General features: G+C 69.8%; 24 protein-coding genes. 10 read left to right on the forward strand and 14 right to left on the reverse strand.

What is annotated here, in order from left to right:
* The first annotated feature begins 16 nt into the window (after positions 1 to 16).
* Genes KEC56_RS07075 through KEC56_RS07090 form a run of 4 tightly spaced genes read left to right on the forward strand, consistent with a single transcriptional unit; the run spans position 17 to position 3,400 of the window.
* On the forward strand, positions 17 to 964 hold the full coding sequence (locus KEC56_RS07075; RefSeq protein WP_227530376.1) for an ABC transporter permease: 948 nt from the start codon (positions 17 to 19) through the stop codon (positions 962 to 964).
* On the forward strand, positions 961 to 1,830 hold the full coding sequence (locus KEC56_RS07080) for an ABC transporter permease (RefSeq protein ID WP_372456249.1): 870 nt from the start codon (positions 961 to 963) through the stop codon (positions 1,828 to 1,830). The genes KEC56_RS07075 and KEC56_RS07080 overlap by 4 nt, the downstream gene beginning before the upstream one ends.
* The gene (locus KEC56_RS07085; RefSeq protein WP_227530378.1) at positions 1,827 to 2,618 is read left to right on the forward strand and encodes an ABC transporter ATP-binding protein; all 792 of its coding nucleotides are present in this window, start codon (positions 1,827 to 1,829) and stop codon (positions 2,616 to 2,618) included. The genes KEC56_RS07080 and KEC56_RS07085 overlap by 4 nt, the downstream gene beginning before the upstream one ends.
* Positions 2,615 to 3,400 carry an ABC transporter ATP-binding protein gene (locus KEC56_RS07090; protein ID WP_227530379.1) on the forward strand — a complete coding sequence of 262 codons (786 nt, stop codon included), beginning with the start codon at positions 2,615 to 2,617 and terminating at the stop codon, positions 3,398 to 3,400. The genes KEC56_RS07085 and KEC56_RS07090 overlap by 4 nt, the downstream gene beginning before the upstream one ends.
* Here KEC56_RS07090 and KEC56_RS07095 read toward each other — a convergent pair whose 3' ends face one another.
* The 3 genes from KEC56_RS07095 to KEC56_RS07105 are packed head-to-tail and all read right to left on the reverse strand — an operon-like array spanning position 3,401 to position 5,513.
* A complete protein-coding gene (locus KEC56_RS07095; protein WP_175985977.1) occupies positions 3,401 to 3,997 on the reverse strand; it encodes a GNAT family N-acetyltransferase in 597 nt (198 codons plus the stop codon). It lies immediately after the preceding gene.
* 9 nt (positions 3,998 to 4,006) lie between these two features.
* Positions 4,007 to 4,708: a uracil-DNA glycosylase gene (locus KEC56_RS07100; protein ID WP_227530380.1), complete on the reverse strand. Its 702-nt coding sequence runs from the start codon at positions 4,706 to 4,708 to the stop codon at positions 4,007 to 4,009.
* 4 nt (positions 4,709 to 4,712) lie between these two features.
* The gene (locus KEC56_RS07105) at positions 4,713 to 5,513 is read right to left on the reverse strand and encodes an SDR family oxidoreductase (protein ID WP_175985976.1); all 801 of its coding nucleotides are present in this window, start codon (positions 5,511 to 5,513) and stop codon (positions 4,713 to 4,715) included.
* A 146-nt stretch (positions 5,514 to 5,659) separates the two neighbouring features.
* Between KEC56_RS07105 and KEC56_RS07110 the strand changes: the two genes are divergently transcribed.
* Together KEC56_RS07110 and metX are read left to right on the forward strand one after the other, a co-directional pair.
* Entirely contained in the window at positions 5,660 to 6,982 is a 1,323-nt protein-coding gene (locus KEC56_RS07110) for a bifunctional o-acetylhomoserine/o-acetylserine sulfhydrylase (RefSeq protein WP_227530381.1), read from the forward strand.
* A 75-nt stretch (positions 6,983 to 7,057) separates the two neighbouring features.
* A complete protein-coding gene (metX, locus tag KEC56_RS07115; RefSeq protein ID WP_227530382.1) occupies positions 7,058 to 8,266 on the forward strand; it encodes a homoserine O-acetyltransferase MetX in 1,209 nt (402 codons plus the stop codon).
* Between the two features lies 1 nt (position 8,267).
* Here the strand turns inward: metX and KEC56_RS07120 are convergent, their stop codons facing one another.
* Genes KEC56_RS07120 through KEC56_RS07140 form a run of 5 tightly spaced genes read right to left on the reverse strand, consistent with a single transcriptional unit; the run spans position 8,268 to position 12,526 of the window.
* Positions 8,268 to 8,894, reverse strand: coding sequence for an NUDIX hydrolase (locus KEC56_RS07120; protein ID WP_227530383.1), 627 nt, complete (start codon positions 8,892 to 8,894; stop codon positions 8,268 to 8,270).
* 9 nt (positions 8,895 to 8,903) lie between these two features.
* Positions 8,904 to 10,082, reverse strand: a complete 1,179-nt coding sequence (locus KEC56_RS07125) for an MFS transporter (RefSeq protein ID WP_175985972.1) — start codon at positions 10,080 to 10,082, stop codon at positions 8,904 to 8,906.
* Positions 10,083 to 10,137: 55 nt separating this feature from the next.
* The gene (locus KEC56_RS07130) at positions 10,138 to 10,461 is read right to left on the reverse strand and encodes a thiamine-binding protein (RefSeq protein WP_227530385.1); all 324 of its coding nucleotides are present in this window, start codon (positions 10,459 to 10,461) and stop codon (positions 10,138 to 10,140) included.
* 8 nt (positions 10,462 to 10,469) lie between these two features.
* Positions 10,470 to 11,699 carry a hypothetical protein gene (locus KEC56_RS07135; protein WP_227530386.1) on the reverse strand — a complete coding sequence of 410 codons (1,230 nt, stop codon included), beginning with the start codon at positions 11,697 to 11,699 and terminating at the stop codon, positions 10,470 to 10,472.
* Complete coding sequence (locus tag KEC56_RS07140; RefSeq protein WP_227530387.1) at positions 11,696 to 12,526, reverse strand: NAD(P)H-hydrate dehydratase; 831 nt, start codon at positions 12,524 to 12,526, stop codon at positions 11,696 to 11,698. Before KEC56_RS07140 ends, KEC56_RS07135 begins: the two co-directional genes overlap by 4 nt.
* 52 nt (positions 12,527 to 12,578) lie before the next feature.
* Here KEC56_RS07140 and KEC56_RS07145 point away from each other — a divergent pair, with 52 nt between their 5' ends.
* Entirely contained in the window at positions 12,579 to 13,646 is a 1,068-nt protein-coding gene (locus KEC56_RS07145; protein ID WP_227530388.1) for an NADH:flavin oxidoreductase/NADH oxidase, read from the forward strand.
* A gap of 27 nt (positions 13,647 to 13,673) precedes the next feature.
* On the opposite strand, the gene KEC56_RS07150 is transcribed toward KEC56_RS07145, so the two are convergent.
* From KEC56_RS07150 to guaB1, 3 genes are all read right to left on the reverse strand, one after another.
* Positions 13,674 to 14,735 carry a hemolysin family protein gene (locus KEC56_RS07150; protein WP_175985967.1) on the reverse strand — a complete coding sequence of 354 codons (1,062 nt, stop codon included), beginning with the start codon at positions 14,733 to 14,735 and terminating at the stop codon, positions 13,674 to 13,676.
* Complete coding sequence (locus tag KEC56_RS07155) at positions 14,732 to 16,051, reverse strand: hemolysin family protein (RefSeq protein ID WP_175985966.1); 1,320 nt, start codon at positions 16,049 to 16,051, stop codon at positions 14,732 to 14,734. The genes KEC56_RS07150 and KEC56_RS07155 overlap by 4 nt, the downstream gene beginning before the upstream one ends.
* A gap of 131 nt (positions 16,052 to 16,182) precedes the next feature.
* Positions 16,183 to 17,637 carry a GMP reductase gene (gene guaB1 / locus KEC56_RS07160; RefSeq protein ID WP_227530389.1) on the reverse strand — a complete coding sequence of 485 codons (1,455 nt, stop codon included), beginning with the start codon at positions 17,635 to 17,637 and terminating at the stop codon, positions 16,183 to 16,185.
* A 157-nt stretch (positions 17,638 to 17,794) separates the two neighbouring features.
* Here guaB1 and KEC56_RS07165 point away from each other — a divergent pair, with 157 nt between their 5' ends.
* Complete coding sequence (locus tag KEC56_RS07165) at positions 17,795 to 21,481, forward strand: multifunctional oxoglutarate decarboxylase/oxoglutarate dehydrogenase thiamine pyrophosphate-binding subunit/dihydrolipoyllysine-residue succinyltransferase subunit (RefSeq protein WP_227530390.1); 3,687 nt, start codon at positions 17,795 to 17,797, stop codon at positions 21,479 to 21,481.
* An 18-nt stretch (positions 21,482 to 21,499) separates the two neighbouring features.
* Here KEC56_RS07165 and KEC56_RS07170 read toward each other — a convergent pair whose 3' ends face one another.
* From KEC56_RS07170 to KEC56_RS07180, 3 genes are read right to left on the reverse strand one after another with little or no spacing between them, the layout of a single operon-like run.
* Positions 21,500 to 22,792 carry a GNAT family N-acetyltransferase gene (locus KEC56_RS07170; protein WP_175985963.1) on the reverse strand — a complete coding sequence of 431 codons (1,293 nt, stop codon included), beginning with the start codon at positions 22,790 to 22,792 and terminating at the stop codon, positions 21,500 to 21,502.
* A 33-nt stretch (positions 22,793 to 22,825) separates the two neighbouring features.
* Complete coding sequence (locus KEC56_RS07175) at positions 22,826 to 23,071, reverse strand: zf-HC2 domain-containing protein (RefSeq protein WP_227530391.1); 246 nt, start codon at positions 23,069 to 23,071, stop codon at positions 22,826 to 22,828.
* Positions 23,068 to 23,730 (reverse strand): sigma-70 family RNA polymerase sigma factor, encoded by a 663-nt coding sequence (locus tag KEC56_RS07180; protein ID WP_372456250.1) that lies wholly within the window; start codon positions 23,728 to 23,730, stop codon positions 23,068 to 23,070. Before KEC56_RS07180 ends, KEC56_RS07175 begins: the two co-directional genes overlap by 4 nt.
* A 48-nt stretch (positions 23,731 to 23,778) precedes the next feature.
* Here KEC56_RS07180 and aroA point away from each other — a divergent pair, with 48 nt between their 5' ends.
* A complete protein-coding gene (gene aroA / locus KEC56_RS07185) occupies positions 23,779 to 25,119 on the forward strand; it encodes a 3-phosphoshikimate 1-carboxyvinyltransferase (RefSeq protein ID WP_227530392.1) in 1,341 nt (446 codons plus the stop codon).
* Entirely contained in the window at positions 25,116 to 26,183 is a 1,068-nt protein-coding gene (gene rsgA, locus KEC56_RS07190) for a ribosome small subunit-dependent GTPase A (RefSeq protein ID WP_227530393.1), read from the forward strand. The genes aroA and rsgA overlap by 4 nt, the downstream gene beginning before the upstream one ends.
* Positions 26,184 to 26,185 lie beyond the last annotated feature (2 nt).

Here is a 26,185-nt window from a genome sequence, read left to right on the forward strand (position 1 = left end):
CCGGCAGCTCATCCCGGTGATCCGATACGCGCTGACACGAGGGGTCCTGCTCATCGCAGGGCTCCTCGTGTCGAGCGTGGTCATCTTCCTCACCCTGCGCGTGTTCCCCGGTGACGTCGCGCAGCTGATCGCGGGCACGCAGGCGCCACCGGCGACGGTCGAAGCCCTGCGCGAATCACTGGGACTGAACCGCCCGCTGTTCGTCCAGTACACCGACTGGATCGGCGGCGTCCTGACCGGCGACCTCGGCACGTCGCAGCTGAGCGGAGCGTCCGTGGGCGCCGAGATCGCCGAGAAGGCGCAGGTCACCGTGCCTCTCGGCATCATGGCGCTGCTGATCGCTCTGCTCATCGCCGTGCCGTTCGGCATCGGCTCGGCGCTCCTGCGCGGACGCGCCGGCGGCACGGCCATCAGCGTCGCAGCTCAAGCCCTCGCCGCGGTGCCCGTGATCTGGGCCGGGATGATGCTCATCGTCGTGTTCGCGGTCTGGCTGGGCTGGCTGCCGGCGCAGGGCTTCCCTCGAGGCGGCTGGGACCAGCCATGGCAGGCCCTCCGCGCCCTGCTCCTGCCGGCGCTGACCATCGGCATCGTCGAGGGCGCCATGCTGCTGCGGTTCGTGCGCAGCGCCACGCTGCAGGCCCGGGGGCAGGATTTCGTCCGGACAGCGGCGGCGAAGGGCCTCACCCGCAACCGCGCCCTGATCCAGCACGGCATCCCCGCCGTCGGGCTGTCCATCGTCACGGTGCTCGGCCTGCAGGTCGCCGGGATCATCGTCGGCTCGGTCATCATCGAACAGCTGTTCACGCTGCCGGGCATCGGGCGCATGCTCGTCGCGGACGTCGGAACGCGCGATCTCGTGAAGGTCCAGAGCGAACTGCTCGTGCTGACCGCTCTCGTGCTCGTGATCGGGTTCATCGTCGATCTCATCCACCACGTCGTCGACCCGAGGCAGAGGGAGTCATGATGCCCCGCTGGCTGCGACGCCTGTGGTCCGATGCCACCGGCCGCTTCGCGCTCATCGTCGTCGCGATGATCGCGCTCACCGCGCTCGTGGCGCTGTTCTGGACGCCGTTCGACCCGCTCAGCGCCGATGTGCGGGGTCGCTGGGCGCCGCCCAGCTGGCCGCATCTGCTCGGCACGGACGGCACCGGACGCGACATCCTGAGCCTGATCATGGCGGGTGCCCGCACGACCGTGTTCGTCAGCGTCGGAGCGGGCGTCGTCGCGACCCTCGTGGGGATCGCCCTTGCAGCCCTCGGGGCCCTGACCTTCCGCTGGATGCGCGAGACCGTCGCCGTCCTCGTCGACATCCTCATCGCCTTCCCCGTCCTCATCATCGCCATGATGATCTCGTCGGTGTGGGGCGGTTCGCTGTGGGTCGTCATCTGGGCGGTCGGGATCGGTTTCGGTGTCAACATCGCCCGCGTCACCCGACCCGAGCTGCGTCGCGTCCAGCAGAGCGACTTCGTGCTCGCCGGCCGCGCTTCAGGTCTCACCCCGGTGCAGAACCTCGTCCGCCACCTGCTCCCGAACGTTGCGCCGGTGTTCATCGTGCAGCTGTCCTGGTCGATGGCCGTCGCCGTGCTCGCCGAGGCGGGTCTGTCGTATCTCGGTTTCGGGGCATCGGTGACCGAGCCGTCGTGGGGCATCCTGCTGTCGGACCTGCAGCGGTACATCAGCATCCATCCCCTCTCGGTGATCTGGCCGGGGCTCGCCATCACGGTCACCGTGCTCGCGCTGAACCTGCTCGGCGACGCGCTGCGCGAGGCGACCGACCCGACGCTGCGCCATCGTGCGGCCGAGGCCCACACACCGGCGGTGGTCGCATGAGTCTCGTCGTGCAGGACCTCGTCGTCGAGATCGACGGACGCCGGGTCGTCGACGGCGTCTCGTTCGAGGTTCCGGACGGCTCGCGAGTCGGATTGATCGGCGAATCCGGGTCGGGCAAGTCCATCACCGCCCTCGCGATCCTGGGGCTGCTCCCCGACGGCGCCACCGCGAGCGGAAGCATCCGCTGGCACGGCACGGAGCTGCTCGGGATGCCCGACCGGGAGCTCGCCCGCTTCCGCGGCGACGACATCGGCATCGTCTTCCAGGAGCCGCGCACGGCCCTCAATCCGATCCGCACCGTCGGCCGCCAGATCTCCGAGTCCGTGCGCATCCACTCCGGAGTCGGGAGGAGCGAAGCGCGCACGCGCGCCATCGACGAGGCCGCCCGCGTGCACCTGCCCGATCCGGCATCGATCGTCGACAAATACCCTCATCAGCTCTCCGGCGGCCAGCGCCAGCGCGTCGCGATCGCGATGGCGTTGGCATGCCGGCCCCGGCTGCTCATCGCCGACGAGCCCACCACGGCGCTGGACGTGACGATCCAGGCCGAGATCCTCCGGCTCATGCTCTCGCTCACCTCCGAACACGGCATGTCGCTCGTGTTCATCACCCACGACCTGGCCGTCCTCGCACAGGTCGCGACGCATGGCGTCGTGCTCGAAGACGGCCGAGTGGTCGAATCCGCGCCGGTGCAGACCCTGCTGAGCGCCCCGACGTCACCGATCACGCAGGGCCTGCTCCGCGATGCCACCGCGACGCTGTGGCGGCCGGAGGGCGGTGACTCATGAGCCTCATCGAAGCCCGCGGCCTGCGCCGTGACTTCCCCGTCCCCAAGCGTTCGATCTTCGAACGGGCAGGACGCCAGACCGCTCTGCAGCCCACGGACCTCGACATCGAGGCGGGCGAGTCGATCGGCATCATCGGCGAGTCCGGGTCGGGCAAGTCCACACTCATCCGCCTGCTGCTGGGGCTCGACCGGCCGACCACGGGGACGGTGCGCATCGACGGACGAGACGTCGATGCCGCAGCATCCGCCCGCTCGCTGCACTGGCTCCGCCGTGCCACCGGCCTGGTGTTCCAGGACCCGTACGCGTCCCTGGACCCGCGGATGAGCGCGGGTCAGATCATCGCCGAGCCGCTGCGTGCGCTCGACATCTCCGGCGACCGTCGCGCGCGCGTGCAGGAGGTGCTCGAGCAGGTCGGGCTGGATCCGGACATGGCGGGCCGCTACCCGCACGAGTTCTCCGGCGGTCAGCGGCAGCGCGTGGCGATCGCGCGCGCGATCGTGCACCGGCCACGCATCCTCGTCGGGGACGAACCGCTCTCCGCGCTCGATGTCACCGTGCGGGCGCAGATCCTCGGCGTGCTCGAGCACCTGCTGGAGACCGAGGACCTGACCCTGATCCTCGTGTCGCACGACATCGGCGTCGTGCAGAACCTCTGCGACACGGTCGCGGTGATGAAGGACGGCGCGATCGTCGAGCGCGGAACCACCCGCGACGTTCTGCTGCGCCCGCAGCAGGACTACACGAAGAGGCTCCTCGCCGCGATCCCGGTCATCCCGGAGTAGTCACCGCCGGCGGCGCTGGGGCTTGAGGGTTCGCTGCAGATAGATCGTGCCGAGCGACCGGCCGAACTTGAAGCCGACTCTGCCCATCCGTCCGACCTCGACGAAGCCGGCCCGTTCGTGGAGCCGGACGGATGCCTCGGCTCCGCTGTCGCTGATGACGGCGACGACCTCGCGCAGGCCGATCTGCTCGCACGCTTCGATGAGCGCACGCAGCAGAACCGTGCCCAGCCCCTTGCCGCCGGCCCCGGGGCCGAGATAGATCGAATCCTCGACGGTGTAGCGGTAGGCGGACTTGCTCGCCCACGGCTGCACGAGCGCATAGCCGATCACGGCATTCGAGGGGGTCACCGCCACGAGGAATGGCAGCTTCAGCTTCGTGAGCAACGCGAACTTCTCGCGCCAATAGCGGTGCGTCGACGCCTTCTCATCGAACGTCACGACGGAGTTGGCGACGTAATGGTTGTAGATGCCGCGGACGTCGGGCAGATCGCCGACGCGTGCGGGCCGGATGACGTAGCTGAAGCTGTCCGGCTCCGGCGGCGGCGCCTGCAGATGGCGCGGCAGCCGGCGACGCTGGTCGCCGGGTTCGAACTGCATGCGCTCAGCCTATACTTCCCCGTCCACGCGCCAGTCCACAGGCTCCGCGCCCTGCTGCTCGAGGAGCGCGTTGGCTCGCGAGAACGGCCTGGAGCCGAAGAAGCCGCGGCGTGCGGACAGCGGCGACGGGTGCGCCGAGGCGATCACAGGCGTCTCGCCGAGAAGCGGCTGGAGGTTCGCGGCATCCCTGCCCCACAGGATCGCCACGAGCGGCCGGTCGCGCGCGACGAGCGCGCGGATCGCGAGTTCGGTGACCTGCTCCCACCCCCAGCCGCGATGGGATGCCGGCGCGCCCGGCCGCACCGTGAGCACGCGGTTCAGCAGCAGCACCCCCTGCTCGCTCCACGCGGTGAGGTCGCCGTGCGGCGCCGGCGGGATGCCGAGATCGCTCTCGCGCTCGGCGTAGATGTTCGTCAGGCTGCGCGGCAGGGGGCGCACATCGCTGTTCACGGCGAACGACAACCCGATCGGATGTCCGGGCGTCGGATAGGGGTCCTGCCCGGTGATCAGGACCCGAACGTCGGCGAGCGGACGCTGGAAAGCACGCAGGACGTGCGCGCCGTCGGGCAGATATCCGACGCCGCTCGCTTGCTCGGCACGGAGCCTGTCCCCCAGCATCCGGATCGTGTCGGCAGCGGGAGCGAGAGCCTGCGCCCACCCCGCGTCGATCAGTCCCTCATCGACGAGCTGGGTCAGCGGCCGCCCCGGCACCGCCTCAGTCCTCCAGGTCGGGGCGCACGCGCAGCGCACCGCGGGCCAGCAGGTGCTGCGCGGACTGGGCGACGGGCCGCATCGTGATGAGGTCGAGGTTGACGTGCCCCGGAGCATCTAGCGCGTAGCCGATGACGTCCGCGACGTCGCGGGCGGTCAGCGGCGCCTCGACACCGGCGTAGACCGCGTCGGCCGCGACGCGGTCGCCGCCGAGCCGATTCAATGTGAACTCCTCGGTGTGCACGAGCCCCGGCGCGACCTCGACGACGCGGATGGGCTCGCCGTTGAGCTCCTGACGCAGCGCCTTGACGAGCATGGACTCCGCGGCCTTCGCGGCGTTGTAGCCCCCGCCTCCCGGGTAGGCGACCTGCGCCGCGGTGGAGGTCACGAAGACGGCGTCGGCATGCCCGTCGGATGCCGCGGCGCGCCGCAGCATGGGCAGGATGCCGGCGACCAGCCGCTGCGTCGCCAGCACGTTCACGTCGTACATCCACTGCCAGTCCTCGGTGCTGCCGGCCTCGACGCTGTCCGTCCCGCGTGCACCGCCGGCGACCTGCACCAGCGCGTGGACAGGGCCTGCCGCGTCGATCTCGGCGAGCAGTGCGGTCACGGCATCAGGGTCGGTGAGGTCGCACGCGACCGCGGATGCCCCGGTGTCGTCGGCGAGCGCCTGCAGGCGGTCCGCCCGTCGAGCGACGCCGACGACGTCCCAGCCACGATCGCGGAGGTCCCGCACGGTCGCCTCGCCGATGCCCGAGCTCGCGCCCGTCACCACTGCACGTCTGGTCACTGCCTGTTCAGCCATGCCTCCACCGTACGACTTTTCCGCGCGATCACGCAGATCGTGGATGTTACGTAACATTTCTCGCGCGTTGTCGGCGCGCGCCGTGTTCCGTAGCCTCGCATCAACGGCATCCGCCACTGTTTTCGAACCAGCCGAGGAGGCACACAATGTCCGCACCCGAGACCTGGCGTTTCGAAACCAAGCAGATCCACTCCGGCGCCGCGCCCGACCCCGTCACCAAGGCCCGCGCGACGCCGATCTACCAGACCACCTCGTACGTGTTCGACAACGCCGACCACGCCGCGAACCTGTTCGCCCTGGCGGAGTTCGGCAACATCTACACACGCATCCAGAACCCGACGCAGGACGTCCTCGAGCAGCGTCTGGCAGCGCTCGAAGGCGGCACCGGTGCGCTCGTCCTCTCCAGCGGTCAGGCCGCATCGACCTTCGCCGTCCTGAACATCGCCCAGGCCGGCGACCACTTCGTCTCCTCCAGCTCGATCTACGGCGGCACGTACAACCTGTTCAAGTACACCCTCGCCAAGCTCGGCGTCGAGGTCACGTTCGTCGAGAACCAGGACGACCCCGACGAATGGCGCGCCGCCGTCCGCCCGAACACGAAGCTGTTCTTCGCCGAGACGATCGGCAACCCGAAGATCAACGTGCTCGACATCCGCGGCATCGCCGATGTCGCGCATGAGAACGGCATCCCGCTGATCGTCGACAACACGATCGCGACGCCCTACCTCATCCGTCCGTTCGAGCACGGCGCCGACATCGTCGTGCACTCGGTCACGAAGTTCCTCGGCGGTCACGGCACCACGATCGGCGGAGCGATCGTCGACGGCGGCACATTCGCCTGGACCGAGCACGCCGAGAAGTTCCCGGAGCTCACTCAGCCCGACCCGTCGTACCACGGCGCCGTCTACACCGCAGCGGTCGGCGACGCTCTCGCGTACATCATCAAGGCGCGCGTGCAGCTGCTGCGCGACCTCGGCTCGGCGATCGCGCCGCAGAGCGCGTGGAACCTCATCCAGGGCATCGAGACGCTGTCGCTGCGCATCGAGCGCCACGTGCAGAACGCGCAGGAGATCGCGGAGTGGCTCGAGAACCATGCCGACGTCGCCTCGGTGAACTACTCGGGTCTGCCCTCGTCGCCGTGGTACGCCAAGGCGAACGAGTACGCGCCGAAGGGCGTCGGCGCCGTGCTGTCGTTCGAGCTCAAGGGCGGCGTGGAGGCCGGTCGCGAGTTCGTGAACTCGCTGTCGCTGTTCAGCCACCTCGCCAACATCGGCGATGTGCGCTCGCTCGTGATCCACCCGGCATCCACGACGCACTCGCAGCTCACGCCCGAGCAGCAGCTCACCTCGGGCGTCACCCCCGGCCTCGTCCGCCTGTCGGTGGGCCTCGAGAACATCGACGACCTCAAGGCCGACCTCGAGGGCGCCCTGGCCGCCGCTCGCCGGGTCTCGGAGGCCGCCCGCGCCTGAGCATCCACTCGGTTCCCGCCCGCGGGCACGCGTAACGTTCGCCCGCGGGCGGGCACAAGCCGAGAGAATGGATGCATGGACTGGCAGAGCACGTCGGAGGACACGGTGCCGTCGGCGCGCGTCACCGACGATGATGCCCGTCTCCTGCGAGCCCGCCCGCCGGTCACCGGGGCCTGGCGCGACGGCGACCCCGTCGGCGAGCGGCGCTTCGCGGCATTCGGCGCCTTCCGCACCGAGAGCGGGCAGGAGCTTCCCGGCATCCGCGTCGCCTACGAGTCGTGGGGCGAGCTCAACGCCGCCCGCGACAACGCGATCCTCGTGCTGCACGCGCTCACCGGCGACAGTCACGTCCGCGGCGACGCAGGGCCGGGGCATCCCACCGACGGCTGGTGGCAGGACATCGTCGGACCAGGCGCGCCGCTGGACACCGACCGCTGGTTCGTCATCGCCCCGAACATGCTCGGCGGATGCCAGGGCTCGACCGGGCCGGCCAGCGTCGCCCCCGACGGCTACGAGTGGGCCTCCCGCTTCCCGTACCTGACGATCCGGGACCAGGTCGCGGCGCAGGTCCGGCTCGCCGATGCGCTCGGCATCGATCGCTGGGCGGCCGTCGTCGGCGGCTCCATGGGCGGGATGCACGCCCTGGAGTGGGGTGTCGCGCACCCCGAGCGCGTCGCGCGGCTCGCCGTGCTCTCCTCTCCCCCGGTGAACACCGCCGACCAGATCGCGTTGAACTCCGTGCAGCTCGAGGCCATCCGCATCGACCCGCGCTTCCAGGGCGGCGAGTACTACGACCAGAGCACGGGCGAGGGCCCGCACCGCGGTCTCGCGCTCGCTCGCCGCATGGCGCTGCTCAACTACCGCAGTCCGATCGAGTTGAACCAGCGCTTCCAGCGCTCGTGGCAGTCCGAGGTCTCTCCTCTCGGCAGAGGCGGCCGGTTCGCCGTCGAGTCCTACCTCGACTTCCACGGCAACAAGTTCACCCGCCGCTTCGACGCCAACAGCTACCTGACGCTCGTCGAGGCGATGAACTCGCACGATGTCGGCCGCGGTCGCGGCGGTGTCGAGAGCGCACTGCAGTCGGTCACAGCGACCACGCTGGTCCTCGGCATCGACACCGACCGGCTGTTCCCCGTCGACGGTCAGCACCGCATCGCGCGGAGCATCCCGAACACGCTCGACGGCAATGAGGCGGTCGTCCTCACCAGCGATTTCGGACACGACGGCTTCCTCATCGAGACGGACGCCGTGGGTCGTCAGCTCCGACGCCTGCTCACCGCCTGAATCAGTCGCGGGTGTGGATCCAGGGCAAGGACGACGTGTCCAGCCGGTGACGCCCCGTGCCGCCCGCCGGATGCTCCGCATCCCCCTCCCACACGAAGACGCCTCCGCCCAGCAGCACAGTCGTGTAGCGCTCCGGTGCGGATGCCGCGGCGACCGCCTCGTCCACGGAGGATCGAGCAGCAAGCCAGCGCAACGTGATCCAGGTCGGCGGGTAGAGCACCATGTCGCCGTCGGCGTGACGTCGGAGGGCGTCGGCGGGGGCGATCCACTGCACGTCGACCACCTCGTCGGGTGCGGCGTGCACGGCGGTATCCGGGGCCTGGGCGAGGAAGAACCACGTCCGCACCCGTTTGGGCGCCTCGACCGGCGGCACCCAGCACGACAGCGCTGTGAGGCGCTCCGGCCGGACGCCGACCTCCTCCTCGCACTCCCTGGCGGCCGCGCGCTCCGCGGTCTGCACCTCGGTCGCGGCGCCTGCGGCATCCGCCTCCTCGGTCACGCCGCCGGGGAACACCCAGGCGCCGGCGAAGGACCCGCGTTCGGGACGCCGTATGAGGAGCGTCTGGAGTCCCGCTTCCGTCGACCGCAGCAGTACGGTCGTGCCGCCGACGAGCAGGGTCTCATCCATGCCGCCAGCCTACGCGGCCACAGCCACCCGTTCGGCGCGATAGGCGATGGTCAGGATGCCGAGGCCGATGAGCGCGAGAACCGCTCCCGTCCACGCCGGGGCGGTGAAGCCCCAGCCCAGCCCGATGACCGTTCCGCCCAGGAAGGCACCGAGACTGTTGCCGATGTTGAGAGCGGAATGGTTCATCGCCGCTGCGATCGACTGGTTGTCGCCGGCGACGTCCATGAGGCGGGTCTGGATCGCCGGGCTCAGCACGGACGACACCAGGCCCACCCCGAACGCGAGCACGGCGAGCACCACGATCTGGAACGACAGCAGCGCCAGCAGCACGAGCACGACCACCATGGCGCCCATGCCGAAGATGAGCGTCCGCCGAAGATCCCGGTCGGCCATGTAGCCGCCGAGCAGGTTGCCGACCGTCATGCCGAGACCGACGATGACCAGCACGATCGGCACCGCCCACTCCGGTGACCCGGCGACGTCCGTGACGAGCGGGGCTATGAAGCTGTACACGGCGAAGAAGCCGCCGAAGCCGATCGCCCCGATCCCCAGCGTCAGCCAGACCTGTCCGACCCGGAACACGCCGAGCTCGGAGCGCAGGGTGCGTCCCGGCTCGCCCGGATGCTTCGGAACGAACGCGGCGATGCTGACTGCGGCGAGCGCGAAGACCACGGCCACGACGAGGAACGCCGTCCGCCAACCCCACTGCTGGCCGAGGAAGGTGCCCAGCGGCACTCCGACGACATTCGCGACGGTGAGCCCGGTGAGGATGAACGCGACGCCCTGGGCGCGCTTCCCCGGGCCGAGGACGTCGGCGGCGACGAGCGCCCCGATGCCGAAGTAGGCGCCGTGCGGAAGACCGGCGAGCAGTCGCGAGGCGCCGACGAGCCCGAAGGTGGGCATGAAGACGGTGAGGGCGTTGAACACGGTCAGGGCGATGGCGAGACCGAGCATGACGCGATGCCGCGGGAACCGCGCGACCATCCCCGCGATCGTCGGGGCACCGATGACCACGCCGAGCGCGTAGAGCGAGATGAGGATACCGGTCTGCCCGATGGCCTCCTCGTGGGACACGGCCCACTGCGCCGGCAGCAGGTCCTGTGCGATGTTCGGCAGGAGCCCCATGACGACGAACTCGGTCATGCCGATGCCGAAGGAGCCGATGGCGAGAGAGAGGAGCGCCATCATCGCCGAACCCCTCGAAACAGTCGAGGAGTGAGTCACCAGCCCATCGTACCGGCGGTCAGGAGGGCGAGTCCTCGCGCTCGGAGATCGCGGCCTCGAGCCGGTCGACCTTCGCGTCGAGCTCACCGGAGTACCCGGGTCGGATGTCGGCCTTGAGCACGAGCGAGACCCGCGAGCCGAACGGCATGACCGCTTCGGTGGCGCGCTTGACGACGTCCATCACGGTGTCCCAGTCCGGGCCCTCGATCTCGGTGAACATGCTGGTGGTCCGGTGCGGAAGCCCGGAGGCCCGGACGACCGCGACCGCTGCGGCGACCGCGTCGTGCACGGAGGCATCGGCGCTGCCAGTGCCGGACGGGGCGACGGAGAAGGCTATGAGCATGGTGGACCTCAGTTTCTCTGCGGGGACGATCCCCGGGTGGACGGGACGCGGAACAGTGCACGCACGGCGACGATCAGCAGGACGATGACGAGCGCGTTGCGGAGGGTGAGCAGGAGGATCGGGACGGTCTCAGCCGCCAGAAGACCGGCGTACGTCAGCGGGTAGACGAGGAACGTCAGCGCGCTGATCGCGAGCGTGAGCCCGGCGGGCAGACCCGAATGAGTCCGGTCGAACAGGATCCACAGGATGATCGGCGCGATCAGCCAGGTCTGGAACTGCGGTGAGCCGACCTTGTTCGTCACGATGAGCACCGTCACGATCGTGAGCGCGAGGGGTGGGAACAGTCTCGGGAAGGATGCTCCGCGCGCCGCCTTCACGGCCCCGTAGCTCACGACGGCGGCTACGGCGAGCGCCATCAGCGGGGTCAGAAGCGCCGCCACGATCTCGACGCCGGGCGCCCCGATCTGGAACGTCAGGATCTCGTGGCTGTAGTCGATGGACGCCGCGCCCGCCGTCGCCAGCCACAGGAACGGAGTCGCCGCGACCGCTTCGATCTGCAGCCCCCTGCCGGTCTGCTCGAAGACGAACCCGAACAGGTGGCGGTCCGCTCCGAGGACGAACAGGACCACGATGATCCCGGCGATGACGGTGAGGATGGCGAGCAGCATCCGCATCCGAGCCTTCGCCGCGACCACGGCCGCGGCGACGAGCGCACCGGGCCAGATCTTGATCCAGGCGGCGAATGTCAGGATCGCGGCGGCGACGGCAGGGCGCTTCACGAGCCAGCATCCGCCGATCACGGCCAGGGGCACGGTGATCGCGTCGATGCGGTACATCGCGATCGGCCCGAGCAGCACGAGGGCGGTGGTCCAGAACCAGCCGGCCGAACGCCGCGCCGCCGTACCGGTCCGGCCGACGAGCAGCCCGAAGCCGACCGCATCGACCGCGGTCACGAGCACGGCCCAGCCGATCAGATAGGCGCCGGTCGTGCCGACGACGCCGTTCAGCGGCCACGCGATCAGCTGCGTGAGGAGCATCGGCAGCAGGGCCGGCTGCGGATACACCCACGACTCCGTGATCCCGACGATCGGGCCCCCGCTGAGCGCAGCCGACGACCACGGCTGGTAGACGAGGACGACATCGCCCATCGGCTGGGTGGGAAGCACCCAGCCGAGCCACGCGATGAGCACGTGCGCGGCGAGGAAGGCGGCCCATGCGGCCGCGACGCGCGCTTTCACGACAGCAGGTCCCCGATCGCGGTCGGCACGTGCTCGGCGACGTCCAGGGCGACGATCGGGCGCCCGCGTCGACCTCCGGTGCGCCCGGCGGCCAGGGTCGCGGCGTAGCCGTGCAACCAGGCGCCGGATGCCGCGACCTCGGCGAGCGGTGCGGTCGGATTCGCCGCGACGAGAGCGCCGAGGACGCCGGCGAGCACGTCGCCTGCTCCGGCCGTGGCCAGCCAGGGCGGCGCCGACGCCGTCGAGAGGACGACGCCGTCGGGGCCGGCGATGAGCGTGGTCGCGCCCTTGAGCAGGACGACGGCGTCCAGGAGCGCGGCGACCTCGACGGCCTGGGCGGCGCGGTCGCCGTCGGGCCTCAGACGCAGCGTCTGGCGCAGCCGGGCGAATTCGCCGGCGTGCGGGGTGATGATCTTCGGGGCACGGCTGCGCGCGGCGAGCTCCAGTGCGCCGGCATCGACGATCACGGGAGCGTCGCTGTTGAGGATGCTCCGCAGTGCTGCTTCCTCCTCGGGAGCACGTTCCTGAGCGGACGTGCCGGACCCGATGACCCAGGCGTCCACCCGCGTCGCCCCGACCTCGCGACCGGTCACGGTCTCCGGGCGCCGGGCGATCACGGCATCCGCGGCACGGCCGTCTCCGACGAAGCGCACGAATCCTGCTCCTGTGCGCCAGGCGGCCTCGACGCCGAGCACCGCCGCGCCCGGATACGCGTCCGAGCCGGTGCGCAGGGCGACGACGCCCCGTGAATACTTGTCGTCGTCTGCGATCGGCACGCGCAGATGCGTCACGGTGTCCGCACGGGACCATTCGCGTACGTCGACCATGGGTTCCACGCTATCGCGCCGACCCGGGCCGCTGCGGCACTACGGTCGAAGAGTGACTCTCCTGTTCTCCCGTCTCAGCATCCGCTCCGTGACCTTCCGCAACCGACTGTGGGTGTCGCCCATGTGCATGTACAGCGCCGTCGACGGCGTCGTGCAGGAGTGGCACCACACGCATCTCGCGCAATTCGCGTCCGGCGGCGCCGGCCTCATCGTCGCCGAGGCGACCGCGGTCGTACCGGAGGGCCGCATCTCCCCGCGCGACGCCGGAATCTGGACCGATAAGCAGCGCGACGCCTGGGCGCCGATCGTCCAGGCGATCCACGACCGCGGCGGCGTCGCCGGCGTCCAGCTCGCGCACGCCGGGCGCAAGGCGTCGACGTGGTGGCCGTGGGCGGACGAGCGCGGGTCGGTTCCCGCGAGCGAGGGCGGCTGGCAGACGGTCGCGCCGTCCGCCATCGCTTTCGACGGCTTCGCGGAACCGGTCGCGCTGGATGCCGCAGGCATCGAACGCGTCGTCACGGGCTTCGCGTCGGCGGCGAGACGCGCAGTGGATGCCGGGTTCGACGTTCTCGAGCTGCACGGTGCACACGGATACCTGCTGCACCAGTTCCTCTCGCCGCTGTCGAATCTGCGCACCGACGAGTACGGCGGCACGCTGGAGAACAGGGCGCGGCTGCTGCTGCGCGTGCTCGACGCGGTGCGCGAGACAGCCGGCGACGCGGTGCCCGTCTTCGTGCGGATCTCAGCGACCGACCATGCCGATGGCGGCTTCACCCCCGACGAGGCCGCGCAGGTCTCGGACTGGGCGATCGCCCGCGGCGCCGACCTGATCGACGTCTCCAGCGGCGGACTCGTCGCGCATCAGCGCATCGACGTGCACCCCGGTTACCAGGTGCCGCTGGCGGCGACGGTCCGGCAGAGCGGGAGGATCCCGGTCAGCGCCGTCGGGCTGATCACGGCGGCCGAACAGGCCGAGCAGGTGCTCGCGAGCGGTTCGGCGGATGCCGTCTTCGCCGGCCGCGAGTGGTTGCGCGATCCGCACTTCGGCCTTCGTGCCGCGCATGAGCTCGGCGCCGAGACCACCTGGCCGCCGCAGTACCTGCGCGCTCGCTGGCGCTGATCCTGCGGCGGCCTGGCGGCCGATGAGCTAGCGGCCGTGCACCCGCCGCGTCGCATCCTGCACTTCCCCGACGAGCTCCTCGATGATGTCCTCGAGGAAGAGCACCGCGGTCGTCTCACCCTGAGCGTTGCGCACCTTCGCCAGGTGCCGTCCCGCACGGCGCATGATCGCGAGGGCGTCCTCGAGATCGGTGTCCTCCTGCACGGGCACCATGTGGTGGATGCGCTTGGACGGGATCGGGGCCGCCGCCTTCGACGCGGCATCCTCCCCCTCCGAGGCCCGGAGGATGTCCTTGAGGTGCACGTACCCGATCGGGGCGCCATCGTCGTCCACGATCACGTAGCGCGAGAAGCCGTACCGGGCGACCGCGCGCTCGATGTCGTCGGGCGTCGTCGTCTGCGGCAGGGTGACGAGGTCGCCGAGTCCGACGGCGACGTCGCGCGCCTTCTTGTCGGTGAACTCGACCGCGTTGGCCACCGCGCCCGAGGCGTCGGCGAGCACGCCCTCACGGCGCGACTGGTCGACGATCGTCGCGACCTCGTCGATCGTGAAGGTCGATGCCGCCTCGTTCTTCGGCTCGACGCGGAACAGGCGCAGCACGGCGTTGGCTGCGGCGTTGAGCAACCAGATGACGGGGTGGAACACCTTCGAGATCCACACCAGCGGAGGTGCGAGCATGAGCACGGCCCGGTCCGGCACCGAGAACGCGAGGTTCTTCGGAACCATCTCGCCGAACACGACGTGCAGGTACGAGACCAGCACCAGCGCGATCACGAAGCCGGTGATATCGACGACGGGCTCGGCCCACCCGAGGGCGTGCATCGGCACGGCCAGCAGATGGTGGATGGCGGGCTCTGAGACGTTCAGGATCAGCAGCGAGCAGATCGTGATGCCCAGCTGCGAGGTGGCGAGCATGAGCGTCGCGTGCTCCATCGCGAACAGTGCTGTCTTCGCCGCACGGGAGCCCCGTTCCGCACGCGGCTCGATCTGCGATCGGCGCGCGGAGATCACGGCGAACTCTGCCCCGACGAAGAAGGCGTTCGCGACGAGCAGGATCACGAGCCAGACGATTCCCATCCAGTCGCTCATCGTGTCACCTCCTCACTCGCGGCATCGACCGGCTCCGGCGTGTACCGGATGCGATCGACACGACGGCCGTCCATGCGCACGACCTGGAGGACGCCGGAGTCGAGGGCGACCTCGTCGCCCGTGGACGGCACGCGCTCGAGCACGCTCATGATGTATCCGCCGACGGTGTCGTACACATCGCCCTCCGGCACGTCGATGCCCGTCCTGTTCTTGAGTTCATCCGGACGCAGCTCGCCGGGGAACGTGATGGAGTCGCGTCCGCGGACGACGCCGGCACGGCTGCGGTCGTGCTCGTCGGAGACCTCGCCGACGATCTCCTCCACGAGATCCTCGAGGGTCACGATGCCCGCGGTGCCGCCGTACTCGTCGACGACGATCGCGAGCTGATATCCCTTGGCGCGCAGCTCCGAGATGAGCACGTCGAGGTGCAGCGTCTCGGGCACACGCAGCGGCTCGGTCGACAGCGCCCCGACGGGCACCTCGCTGCGACGCTCGCGCGGCACGGAGACGGCGGCCTTCAGATGCACGACGCCCGTGATGTCGTCGAGATCGTCCTCGTAGACGGGGAAGCGGCTGTGGCCGGTGCGGCGGGCGAGCTGGATGACATCCTCCGCCGAGTCGCTCGCGGCGATCGCGTGCATGCTCGGGCGGGGCGTCATGACGTCGGCGGCCGACAGGCGGGCGAAGGTCAGGCTGCGGTCGAGCAGGGTCGCGGTGTCGGCCTCGAGCACGCCCGCGCTGGCGGAGCGGCGCACGAGCGACGAGAGCTCCTCGGCCGTACGGGCTCCGGAGAGCTCCTCCTTGGGCTCGATGCCCATCGAGCGCAGGATGCCGTTGGCGCTTCCGTTGAGGAGCAGGATCGCGGGCTTGAATACCGTGGTGAAGGCCACTTGGAACGGCACCACGAGCTTCGCCGTCTGACGCGGGATCGCGAGGGCGAAGTTCTTCGGGACGAGTTCGCCGAGGATCATCGACAGCACGGTGGCGACGAGCATCGCCACGACCGTGGCGATCGGAGCGACGACGGCTTCAGCGATCCCCCAACCGGTCAGCACCGGCCGCAGCAGGTTCGACAGCGCCGGTTCCATCGTGTAGCCGGTCAGCAGCGTGGTCAGTGTGATGCCGAGCTGCGCGGACGAGAGGTGGGTGGAGGTGTGCTTGAGCGCGCTGATCGTCAACGACAGCCGTGATTCGCCGCGCGCCTGCCTCGCCTCGAGCTCAGCGCGATCCAGGTTGACGAGCGCGAACTCGCTGGCGACGAACAGGCCCGTCCCCACCGTGAGCAGGAGCCCCACGCCCAGCATGACGTAATCCATCAGACGCTCCCCTCCTCGGAGTGCAAGCGCGGGCAGTGGGGCGAGGTACTACAACTGGGAGGGTCGTCCATGATGGAAAGATTCTAGCGAGTCGCTCGCCGCGCCTGCGTTGATTCCGCTGTGAATCCCGGTCACCAGCTGACCGGCAGAGCCTTGCCCTCCTCGTAGCCCGCCGCCGACTGCCGTCCCACCAGGGCGCGGTCGTGGAACTCGGGCACGGATGAGGCCCCGGCGTAGGTGAACGACGAGCGCACACCCGAGGTGATCATGTCGAGCAGGTCCTCGACGCCCGGCCGCCGCGGGTCGAGGTAGATCCTCGAAGAGGAGATCCCCTCGGCGAACAGCTCCTTGCGCGCCCGCTCGTAGGCGTCGAGGCGGCCGAAGCGCGCCTGCACGGCCTTGGTCGAGGCCATGCCCCACGATTCCTTGTAGACCCGTCCATCGGCATCCGCCTGCAGGCGCCCCGGCGCCTCGATCGTGCCGGCGAACCACGAGCCGATCATGACGGACGCGGCGCCCGCGGCGAGCGCGAGCGCCACATCCCGCGGATAGCGCACGCCGCCGTCGGCCCACACGTGCGCGCCGCTCGCCTTGGCCGCCTCGGCGGTCTCGAGCACCGCGGAGAACTGCGGGCGCCCCACCGCCGTCATCATGCGGGTCGTGCACATGGCGCCGGGTCCGACCCCGACCTTGAGGATCGACGCGCCTGCGTCGACGAGGTCGTTCGCACCGTCGGCCGTGACGATGTTGCCGGCCACGAGCGGGATGCCGAGGTTCAACGACGACACGGTGGCGAGGGCGCGCAGCATGCCCTCCTGATGTCCGTGCGCCGTGTCGATCACGAGTACGTCGACTCCGGCGGCCGCCAGGGCCCGCGCCTTCTCCGCGACGTCGCCGTTGATCCCCACCGCGGCGGCGACCGCGAGGCGGCCGTCCGCATCGACCGCGGGCCCGTAGAGAGTGGAGCGCAGCGCACTGCGCGCGCTGAGCGTGCCGACGAGGTGACCGTGATCGATGATCGTGACGAGGTCCGCGCCGGTCTCGGTGATGACGTCGAAGGCGGCGCGGGCGTCGCCGACGTCCGCGGCCTCGAGCGCCGGACTGCCGGTGTGCACGAGGTCGCCCAGCTGCGCATCGGGAAGCGCGGTCGCCAGGCGCGTGGCCGGCAGGATGCCGCGCACGGCTGATGCCTCGATCCGCCCGGCGCCCTCGGCCACGACGAGACCGTGCCCGCTCACCGGCGGGATCAGCTCCAGCGCGTCGGCCACCGTCGCGGACGGCGACAGCACGAGCGGGGTGTCCCAGGCCACCGGCTGCGCCTTGACCTCGCGGATCGCCGCATCGAGCTCCTGCAGGGGCATGTCCTGGGGCAGGACGCCGAGACCGCCTCGACGGGCCAGGACGGCGGCGAGCCTCGGGCCGGTCACCGAATTCATGTTCGATGCGACGAGCGGGATCGTCGCGGGGGTGCCGTCCTGCGGAGCGAGATCGACCTCGAGACGGCTCGTGATGCCCGAGCGGCTCGGCACGAGGAAGACGTCCGAATACGTCAGATCGACGGCGGGCTGCTCTGTGACGAACTTCATATCTCCACGGTAGCTTTTCCCGCTCCTCCGCGGTGCGTCACGAGGGGTGCCGGGGTGGAGGAACACGTTAGGCTAGAGGGCAGGATGCGCGGACCCGGGAGCCTCCCGAACTCGCGTGCACACACAGATCTTCAGCGATGAAAGAGGGCGATAGCGCGTGGCGAACCAGGTGACCGGCGTCGGGGGTTCGGACGACGGAGATTTCGGAGCCAATTCGTGGCTCGTCGACGAACTCTTCGAGCAGTTCAAGACCGATCGCAACTCCGTCGACAAGGAGTGGTGGCCGATCCTCGAGAACTACTCCCCTGATGCCGCATCCGCAGCTCCTGCATCCCCCGCGACGAGCCAGGCGAACGAGCAGCACCCCGTCACCGCGCCGATCCCCGTGATCGGGACGCAGCCGGTGGCCAGGACCACCGCCAAGCCGGCGAAGCAGGCTCCCATCCCCGCTCAGGCGCCGAAGCCCGAGCCGAAGGCGAAGCCGGCCGACGAGACGGCCGAGGACGAGGACAAGGTCACCGTCCTGCGCGGCATGCCCAAGACCCTCGCGGCCAACATGGATCAGTCGCTCACGGTTCCCACCGCGACCAGCGTGCGCACGATCCCGGCGAAGCTGATGATCGACAACCGGATCGTCATCAACAACCACATGGCGCGCTCCCGCGGCGGCAAGGTCAGCTTCACGCACCTGATCGGCTGGGCTCTGATCCAGACGCTCAAGGAGTTCCCCAGCCAGAACGTGTTCTACGCCGAGATCGACGGCAAGCCCTCCGTCGTCGCCCCAGCACACATCAACTTCGGCATCGCGATCGACCTGCCCAAGCCCGACGGCACTCGTGCGCTCATGGTGCCCAGCATCAAGCACGCGGACACCCTGACGTTCACCGAGTACCTCGCCGCGTACGAAGACCTCGTCACCCGCGCCCGCGGCAATAAGCTGACCGCCGCCGACTTCGCCGGCACCACGGTCTCGCTGACCAACCCGGGCGGGATCGGGACCGTGCACTCGGTGCCGCGTCTGATGAAGGGCCAGGGCTGCATCATCGGCGCCGGCGCCCTCGAGTACCCGGCCGAGTTCCAGGGCTCAAGCGAGAAGACGCTCGCCGAGCTCGGGATCGGCAAGACCATCACGCTCACGAGCACGTACGACCACCGCGTCATCCAGGGCGCGGGCTCGGGCGAGTTCCTCAAGAAGGTGCACGAGCTGCTCATCGGGCAGCGCGGCTTCTACGACGACGTCTTCGCGGCCCTGCGCATCCCGTACGCGCCGATTCGCTGGAACGCCGACATCGCCGTCGACCTCGCCGAGCGCGTCGACAAGCAGTCCCGCGTGCAGGAGCTCATCAACTCCTACCGCGTCCGCGGCCACCTCATGGCCGACATCGACCCGCTCGAGTACGTCCAGCGCTCGCACCCCGACCTCGAGATCGAGAACCACGGGCTGACGTTCTGGGACCTCGACCGCGAGTTCGTCACCGGCGGCTTCGGCGGCAAGCGCGTCATGAAGCTGCGCGACATCCTCGGCGTGCTGCGCGACTCGTACTGCCGCACGCTCGGCATCGAGTACATGCACATCCAGGACCCGGAGCAGCGCCGCTGGTTCCAGGAGAAGGTCGAGGTCAAGTACCAGAAGCCGGGCCACGACGAGCAGCTGCGGGTCCTCCGCAAGCTCAACGAGGCCGAGGCGTTCGAGACGTTCCTGCAGACGAAGTTCGTCGGGCAGAAGCGGTTCTCGCTCGAGGGCGGCGAGTCGCTGATTCCTCTGCTGGACGAGATCCTCCAGGGCGCGGCCACCGCAGGCCTCGACGGCGCGGCGATCGGCATGGCCCACCGCGGTCGGCTGAACGTGCTCACGAACATCGCCGGCAAGACGTACGGTCAGGTGTTCCGCGAGTTCGAGGGCACGCAGATGCCCGGCAACCAGCGTGGCTCGGGAGATGTGAAGTATCACCTCGGCACCGCGGGCACGTTCGTCGCCGATGACCGGTCCGAGCTGCCCGTGTACCTGGCCGCGAACCCGTCGCACCTCGAGACCGTCGACGGCGTGCTCGAGGGCATCGTCCGCGCCAAGCAGGACCGCAAGCCCATCGGCACGTTCTCGTGGCTGCCGATCCTCGTGCACGGCGACGCGGCCTTCGCCGGCCAGGGCGTCGTCGTCGAGACCCTGCAGATGTCGCAGCTTCGCGGCTACCGCACCGGCGGAACGATCCACGTGGTCGTCAACAACCAGGTGGGCTTCACCACGACGCCGACGGATGCGCGCACCTCGGTGTACGCGACCGATGTCGCGAAGACCATCCAGGCCCCGATCTTCCACGTGAACGGCGACGACCCCGAGTCGGTCATCCACGTCGCGCAGCTCGCGTTCGAGTACCGCGAGCGGTTCAACCGCGACGTCGTGATCGACCTCGTCTGCTACCGCCGACGCGGTCACAACGAGGGCGACGACCCGTCGATGACGCAGCCGCTCATGACCGACCTGATCCAGGCCAAGCGCTCGGTGCGCAAGCTGTACACCGAGGCCCTCGTCGGTCGCGGCGACATCACCGAAGAGGAGTACGAGCAGGCCAAGGAGGACTTCCAGAACCGCCTGGAGATCGCCTTCGCCGAGACGCACGCCGCCGAGACCGGCGCAACGCCGATCGCACCGGAGGTCTCGCCGGTCGACGAGGTCGTCGGCGCACCGGACGTCACCGGGATCTCGAACGAGATCGTGTCGCTCATCGGCGAGGCCTTCGGCAACAAGCCCGAGGGCTTCACCGTGCACCCGAAGATCCAGCAGCTGCTGGACAAGCGGGTCGAGATGGCCAAGACCGGCAACATCGACTGGGGCTTCGGCGAACTCCTCGCGTTCGGATCGCTGCTCGTCGAAGGAACCACGGTGCGCCTGGCCGGCCAGGATTCGCGCCGCGGCACGTTCGTGCAGCGGCACGCCGTGATGCACGACCGCACGAACGGCCAGGAGTGGCTGCCGTTGGCGAATCTCTCCGACAACCAGGGCCGCTTCTTCATCTACGACTCACTGCTGAGCGAGTACGCCGCGGTGGGGTACGAGTACGGCTACTCGGTCGAGGCGCCCGAAGCGCTCGTGCTGTGGGAGGCGCAGTTCGGCGACTTCGCCAACACCGCTCAGGCCGTCATCGACGAGTACGTCTCATCGGCCGAGCAGAAGTGGGGCCAGCAGTCCGGCGTCACCCTCCTCCTCCCCCACGGCTACGAAGGTCAGGGCCCTGACCACTCCTCCGCGCGCATCGAGCGCTTCCTGCAGCTGTGCGCGCAGGAGAACATGGTCGTCGCTCGCCCCTCGACTCCTGCCTCGCACTTCCACCTGCTGCGCCGGCAGGCGTACGCACGCCCGCGCAAGCCGCTGATCGTCTTCACCCCGAAGGCGATGCTGCGTCTGCGCGGCGCGACCAGCAGCGTCGAGGACTTCACCAGCGGCCGCTTCGAGCCCCTGCTGGACGACCACCGTCAGCTGAACAAGGACGCCGTCAAGCGCGTGCTCGTGCACTCGGGCAAGATCCACTGGGACCTGCGCAGCGAGCTCGAGAAGAACCCCGACGACCGGGTCGCCCTGGTGCGCCTCGAGCAGCTCTACCCCACGCCGCTGGACGGGCTCAGGCAGATCACCGATTCGTACCCGAACGCCGAACTGGTGTGGGTCCAGGACGAGCCAGAGAACCAGGGTGCCTGGCCGTTCCTGGCCCTCGAGTTCGACAAGGTGCGCGAGCGCGGGTTCCGCGTCATCTCGCGTGCCGCCTCGGCATCACCTGCGACGGGTTCGTCGAAGGTGCACGCGGCCGAGCAGGCGGAGATCCTGCGCCGCGCGTTGACCCTGGACTGACCGCTGCGGCGTCCGCCCTCAGTACCAGATGCCGAGGACGGGCGCCTGCACGGCGCGGAATGCGTCGTCGATGAGTCCCGCGACCTCTGCGCTCGCCTGCAGTCGCCCTGCCGAGCGCAGCTGGGCGGCGCTGACACCGCCGAGGTAGAGGGCCGAGAGGGTCGCGACGTCGAGCACGGCATCCGGAGCCGCCGTGTCGGATGGCCTCACGACGGCGCGGCCGTCTGCGATCGTCAGCCGCCATGTTCCGGCTGCGAATCCGAGACCGTCGTCGACGCGCAGCGCGAGGTCGAGCGGCGCCCGATAGGTGCGAGCTTCGAGGACGGCCGCAACGTCGAGGATCCGCAGCCAACCGTGATCGTGCACACACACCTCGACGCCGCGCGGATCGCGCACGAGCCAGGGAAGCGGATCGTCGATCGGGCGCAGATCGGCGGTGACCGTGTCCACGAGGTCGTGCTGCAGAGCGAATCCCCACAGCGCCGTCAGCGCGTCGGGCGTCACAGCCGAAAGCAGTGCGATGCGCATCTCGGACCGGAACACCGCGGGAATGTCCTCGAGCGTGTACACCAGCACGCCGCGCACGTCTCCGTTCTCGTCGACGTAGCGGACGCCGCGCACCTTGGCTGCCGAGGAGTTGCCCGGCTCGACACCCGTCATGCGCCCCCAGCGCCGCTCCCAACCGGCGATCTGGCCGGCGCGCTGCGTGCGTTCGACGTCATGGACTGCGGCGAGAGTGGTCTTGAGCGCATCCTTGTCGACGTACTCGAGCCGGCCAGCCGGCGTGGGAGAGTTCCAGCCGGCACGGCGGGTATCGACGGTGAGCTTCGCGACAGGCACGGCCGGCGCGAACCCGTACCGCCCGTAGATCGTCGCCTCGGAGGCCGTGAGCCCGGCGATCGGCACACCGGCGGATGCTGCGGCGCGCAGTTCTCCCTCGAGTAGCGCCCGCGCGATCCCGCGCCTGCGATGAGTACCGGAGACGGTCACCGAGCTGATGGCCCACATGTCGATCTCTGCGCCGGGCACCGTCAGCGGTGTGACCCAGGAGTTGATGGTGGCGACCGGCCAGGTGCCCACCGGAGCCTCGGCCTCGAAGACGCCGATGTTGCGGCGGTCCTTGATGCCCTCGCGGTCGGCCGCGACGACATCGGCCTCGGGTTCGCCGTCGAGGAAGCCGCGCGCGTCCGCGCGCAGGAAGGCATCGGCATCGGCATCCGATTCGGTGTCGACGAGCCGATAGGTGAGGTTCTGACCCGCCAGGCGCTCGGCGGATGCGGGGTCGACGGGGATCTGGCGTGCGTCGGTCATCGTCCCAGCCTATGGGAGGCGCCCGGAGCGGCGTCAGTGAGCGGCGACCTGGGCTTCGCGCAGCTTGGCGAGGACCTGGTCGCGGAGCTCCTCGGGAGCGGACTCCTTGCAGGCGCGAGCGACGACTTCGGTCAGGGTACTGGCGACGAGCGCCTCACCCTGGCAGGACGGGCAGCTCTCGATGTGCTCGCGTATCTGCGCGTGCTCGGTCTTGCAGACCTCGTTGCGGAGGTACTCCTCCAGATCGAGTCGGGCCTTCTCACAGCCGCAATCGGTCATTTCGTGCTCCTCGTGCTGGCCGCCGCGATCCCTCGCTCGGCGGCATAATCTGCCAACAGCTCCCGCAGCATCCGCCTGCCACGGTGCAGACGGCTCATCACGGTGCCGATGGGGGTCTTCATGATGTCGGCGATCTCCTGATAGGCGAATCCCTCGACATCGGCCAGGTACACAGCCAAACGGAAATCCTCGGGGACCTCCTGCAGCGCATCCTTGACCACGGACGCAGGCATCCGATCGATCGCCTCGGCCTCGGCCGAGCGGCTGTGCGACGCCGTGGTCGACTCCGCACCGCCCATCTGCCAGTCCTCGAGCTCGTCGATCGTCCCCTGGAACGGCTCACGCTGCTTCTTGCGGTAGATGTTGATGTACGTGTTCGTGAGGATGCGGTACAGCCACGCCTTCAGGTTCGTCCCCTGCGTGAACGACGACCACGAGGCGAACGCCTTGACGAACGTCTCCTGCACGAGATCGGCGGCATCCGCAGGGTTGCGCGTCATGCGCATCGCTGCGGCGTACAGCTGATCCATGAAGGGGATCGCCTGCTCCTCGAACTGGCGCTGAGCGTCGCCGAGGGTGTCTGCGGGGGTCGTGTCATCCATCACCGGCCAGTCTAGGCCGACGACGTCCACGACCTCGCGTTCCAGCGTCGCGATCATTCCCCCTCCTCTCAGGGTTCTCGGGGCCATTCACTAAGGTTGGAACCGATGAGCGACACGACCTATTCCCCTTCACCCGCAACGGGCGCGTATGAGGCGCCCGCCGCCGCCGGGGCCGTGCATGCGACATTGACCATCCCCGGGTCGAAGTCGCTCACCAACCGAGAGCTCATGATCGCCGCGATCGCCGACGGTCCAGGGCGCCTGATCGCGCCACTGCACTCGGACGATTCCCGCCGGATGATCGATGCGCTGCGCGCTCTCGGCATCCGGATCGACGAGGTCGAGGGTGACGGCGAGTTCGGACCCGACCTCGCCGTCACCCCTGGCCCTCTGCGCGGCGGCACGACGATCGACTGCGGCCAGGCGGGAACGGTGATGCGCTTCGTCACCCCGCTTGCAGGTCTCGCCGCCGAAGACGTGCACCTGACCGCGCACGAGAGCGCGCTGCATCGGCCGATGGGCGCCATGATCACGGCGCTGCGCGACCTCGGCGTCGACATCGACGACGAGGGCACCTGGGCCCTCCCGTTCACCGTCCGCGGGCACGGTCGCATCCGCGGCGGACGGGTCGAGATCGATGCCTCCTCTTCGAGCCAGTTCGTCTCGGGCCTGCTGCTGGCCGCTCCCCGCTTCGACGTGGGGCTGCACCTGGTGCACACCGGCGAGCACCTGCCGAGCCTGCCGCACATCGACATGACGATCGAATCGCTCAGCCGCCGCGGCATCCGCATCGAGCGGCCCGCCCCCGGCGAGTGGCTGGTCGAGGGCGGCGTTCCCCGCGCCAAGGAGATCGCGATCGAACCCGATCTGTCCAACGCCGCGCCGTTCCTCGCGGCGGCGATGATCACCGGCGGCGAGGTGTCCGTCACCGGGTGGCCGTTGCATTCCACGCAGCCCGGTGCCCTGCTCCCCGACATCCTGCAGGCGATGGGCGCGCACGTCGGCCGGCACAGCGGCACCATGACGGTGCGCGCCGGCGACGGCATCCGAGGCCTCGACCTCGACCTGTCCGCCGCGAGCGAGCTGACACCCACGATCGTGGGCCTGGCCGCCTTCGCGGACCGCCCGACGACGATCCGCGGCATCGGGCACATCCGCCTGCACGAGACCGATCGCATCGCGGCACTGATCGAGGACCTCGCAGCGCTCGGCGGCGAGGCCGAGGAGCTCCCCGACGGGCTGCGCATCACCCCGCGGCCCCTGCGCGGGGGCGCGTGGGCCGCCTACCACGATCACCGGATCGCGACGACCGGTGCGCTGGTCGGCCTGCGCGTGCCTGGCGTCGTCATCGACGACATCGGGACGACCGCGAAGACGCTTCCGGAGTTCACCCGGCTGTGGGATCGGATGCTCGCAGGCGCGCAGCCGGGGAGCGCGAACGCGTGAGCTGGCTGGGCCCCGACGACTTCGACGACGACTACGAGGAGTTCGACGAGAGCAGCATCCGCACGCGCCCGAACCCGAAGGCGAACCGCCCGCGGACCAAGCGCCGCCCCGCGCACGAGGATGCCGAGATCGGCCGCGTGCTCGGGGTCGACCGGGGCCGCTACAGCGTCATGGTCGACGAGGGCGGGCCCGACGAGCGGGTCATCACCACCACCAGGGCGCGCGAACTCCGTCGCACGCCGATCGTCACGGGCGACCAGGCACGTGTCGTCGGCGACACCTCGGGGGCGGAGGGCACCCTCGCTCGGATCGTCGGAACCGCCGAGCGCACCTCGCTGCTGCGCCGCAGCGCCGACGACACCGATCAGGTCGAGCGGGTCATCGTCGCCAATGCCGACCAGATGCTCATCGTGGTCGCCGCGGCCGACCCGGAGCCGCGCCCGCGGCTGGTCGATCGCTATCTGGTCGCGGCGCTGGATGCCGGCATCCGCCCGCTCCTCGTCGTGACGAAGACCGACCTCGCCGACCCGGCACCCTTCCTGTCGCACTTCGACGGGCTCGATCTGCGGGTCTTCACGAGCGCACGCGGTGAGATGCCCACGGACGCGATCGGCGCCGAACTGGTGGGGCACTCGACGGTGTTCGTCGGGCACTCGGGCGTCGGCAAGTCCACGCTCGTGAACGCCCTCGTCCCGTCGGCCGGACGCGCCACAGGTCACGTCAACCAGGTCACCGGTCGCGGCCGTCACACGTCGTCGTCGACCGTGTCGCTCCGCTACGAGAACGCCGCGGGCACGGGCTGGGTGATCGACACCCCCGGCGTCCGGTCCTTCGGCCTCGGACACGTCGACCCGGCGAACATCCTCGCGGCGTTCACCGAGCTCGCCGCGATCGCCGAGGACTGCCCGCGCGGCTGCACGCATCTCGTCGACGCGCCGGACTGCGCGCTGATCGAGGCTGCACAACGGGGCGAGCTCGGCCCCGCAGAGCTCGCCCGCCTCGACTCGCTGCAGCGCCTGCTGCAGACCTTCGCCGACAAGGCCGACAGCAGGGACGCCAAGTAGGC

The organism is Microbacterium tenebrionis (assembly GCF_020682665.1).
In the GTDB taxonomy this organism is placed as follows: domain Bacteria; phylum Actinomycetota; class Actinomycetes; order Actinomycetales; family Microbacteriaceae; genus Microbacterium; species Microbacterium tenebrionis.

Coding starts and splice junctions, on each gene's coding strand:
- KEC56_RS07125 (WP_175985972.1), bottom strand. CDS start 10,082: ATGATGGCGCTCCTCTCTCTCGCCATCGGCTCCTTCGGCATCGGCATG.
- KEC56_RS07085 (WP_227530378.1), top strand. CDS start 1,827: ATGAGTCTCGTCGTGCAGGACCTCGTCGTCGAGATCGACGGACGCCGG.
- KEC56_RS07155 (WP_175985966.1), bottom strand. CDS start 16,051: ATGGATTACGTCATGCTGGGCGTGGGGCTCCTGCTCACGGTGGGGACG.
- guaB1 (WP_227530389.1), bottom strand. CDS start 17,637: ATGAAGTTCGTCACAGAGCAGCCCGCCGTCGATCTGACGTATTCGGAC.
- KEC56_RS07180 (WP_372456250.1), bottom strand. CDS start 23,730: ATGATCGCGACGCTGGAACGCGAGGTCGTGGACGTCGTCGGCCTAGAC.
- KEC56_RS07170 (WP_175985963.1), bottom strand. CDS start 22,792: ATGACCGACGCACGCCAGATCCCCGTCGACCCCGCATCCGCCGAGCGC.
- KEC56_RS07150 (WP_175985967.1), bottom strand. CDS start 14,735: ATGAGCGACTGGATGGGAATCGTCTGGCTCGTGATCCTGCTCGTCGCG.
- KEC56_RS07080 (WP_372456249.1), top strand. CDS start 961: ATGATGCCCCGCTGGCTGCGACGCCTGTGGTCCGATGCCACCGGCCGC.
- KEC56_RS07105 (WP_175985976.1), bottom strand. CDS start 5,513: ATGGCTGAACAGGCAGTGACCAGACGTGCAGTGGTGACGGGCGCGAGC.
- KEC56_RS07140 (WP_227530387.1), bottom strand. CDS start 12,526: ATGGTCGACGTACGCGAATGGTCCCGTGCGGACACCGTGACGCATCTG.
- aroA (WP_227530392.1), top strand. CDS start 23,779: ATGAGCGACACGACCTATTCCCCTTCACCCGCAACGGGCGCGTATGAG.
- KEC56_RS07130 (WP_227530385.1), bottom strand. CDS start 10,461: ATGCTCATAGCCTTCTCCGTCGCCCCGTCCGGCACTGGCAGCGCCGAT.
- KEC56_RS07175 (WP_227530391.1), bottom strand. CDS start 23,071: ATGACCGATTGCGGCTGTGAGAAGGCCCGACTCGATCTGGAGGAGTAC.
- KEC56_RS07095 (WP_175985977.1), bottom strand. CDS start 3,997: ATGCAGTTCGAACCCGGCGACCAGCGTCGCCGGCTGCCGCGCCATCTG.
- KEC56_RS07120 (WP_227530383.1), bottom strand. CDS start 8,894: ATGGATGAGACCCTGCTCGTCGGCGGCACGACCGTACTGCTGCGGTCG.
- KEC56_RS07110 (WP_227530381.1), top strand. CDS start 5,660: ATGTCCGCACCCGAGACCTGGCGTTTCGAAACCAAGCAGATCCACTCC.
- KEC56_RS07090 (WP_227530379.1), top strand. CDS start 2,615: ATGAGCCTCATCGAAGCCCGCGGCCTGCGCCGTGACTTCCCCGTCCCC.
- metX (WP_227530382.1), top strand. CDS start 7,058: ATGGACTGGCAGAGCACGTCGGAGGACACGGTGCCGTCGGCGCGCGTC.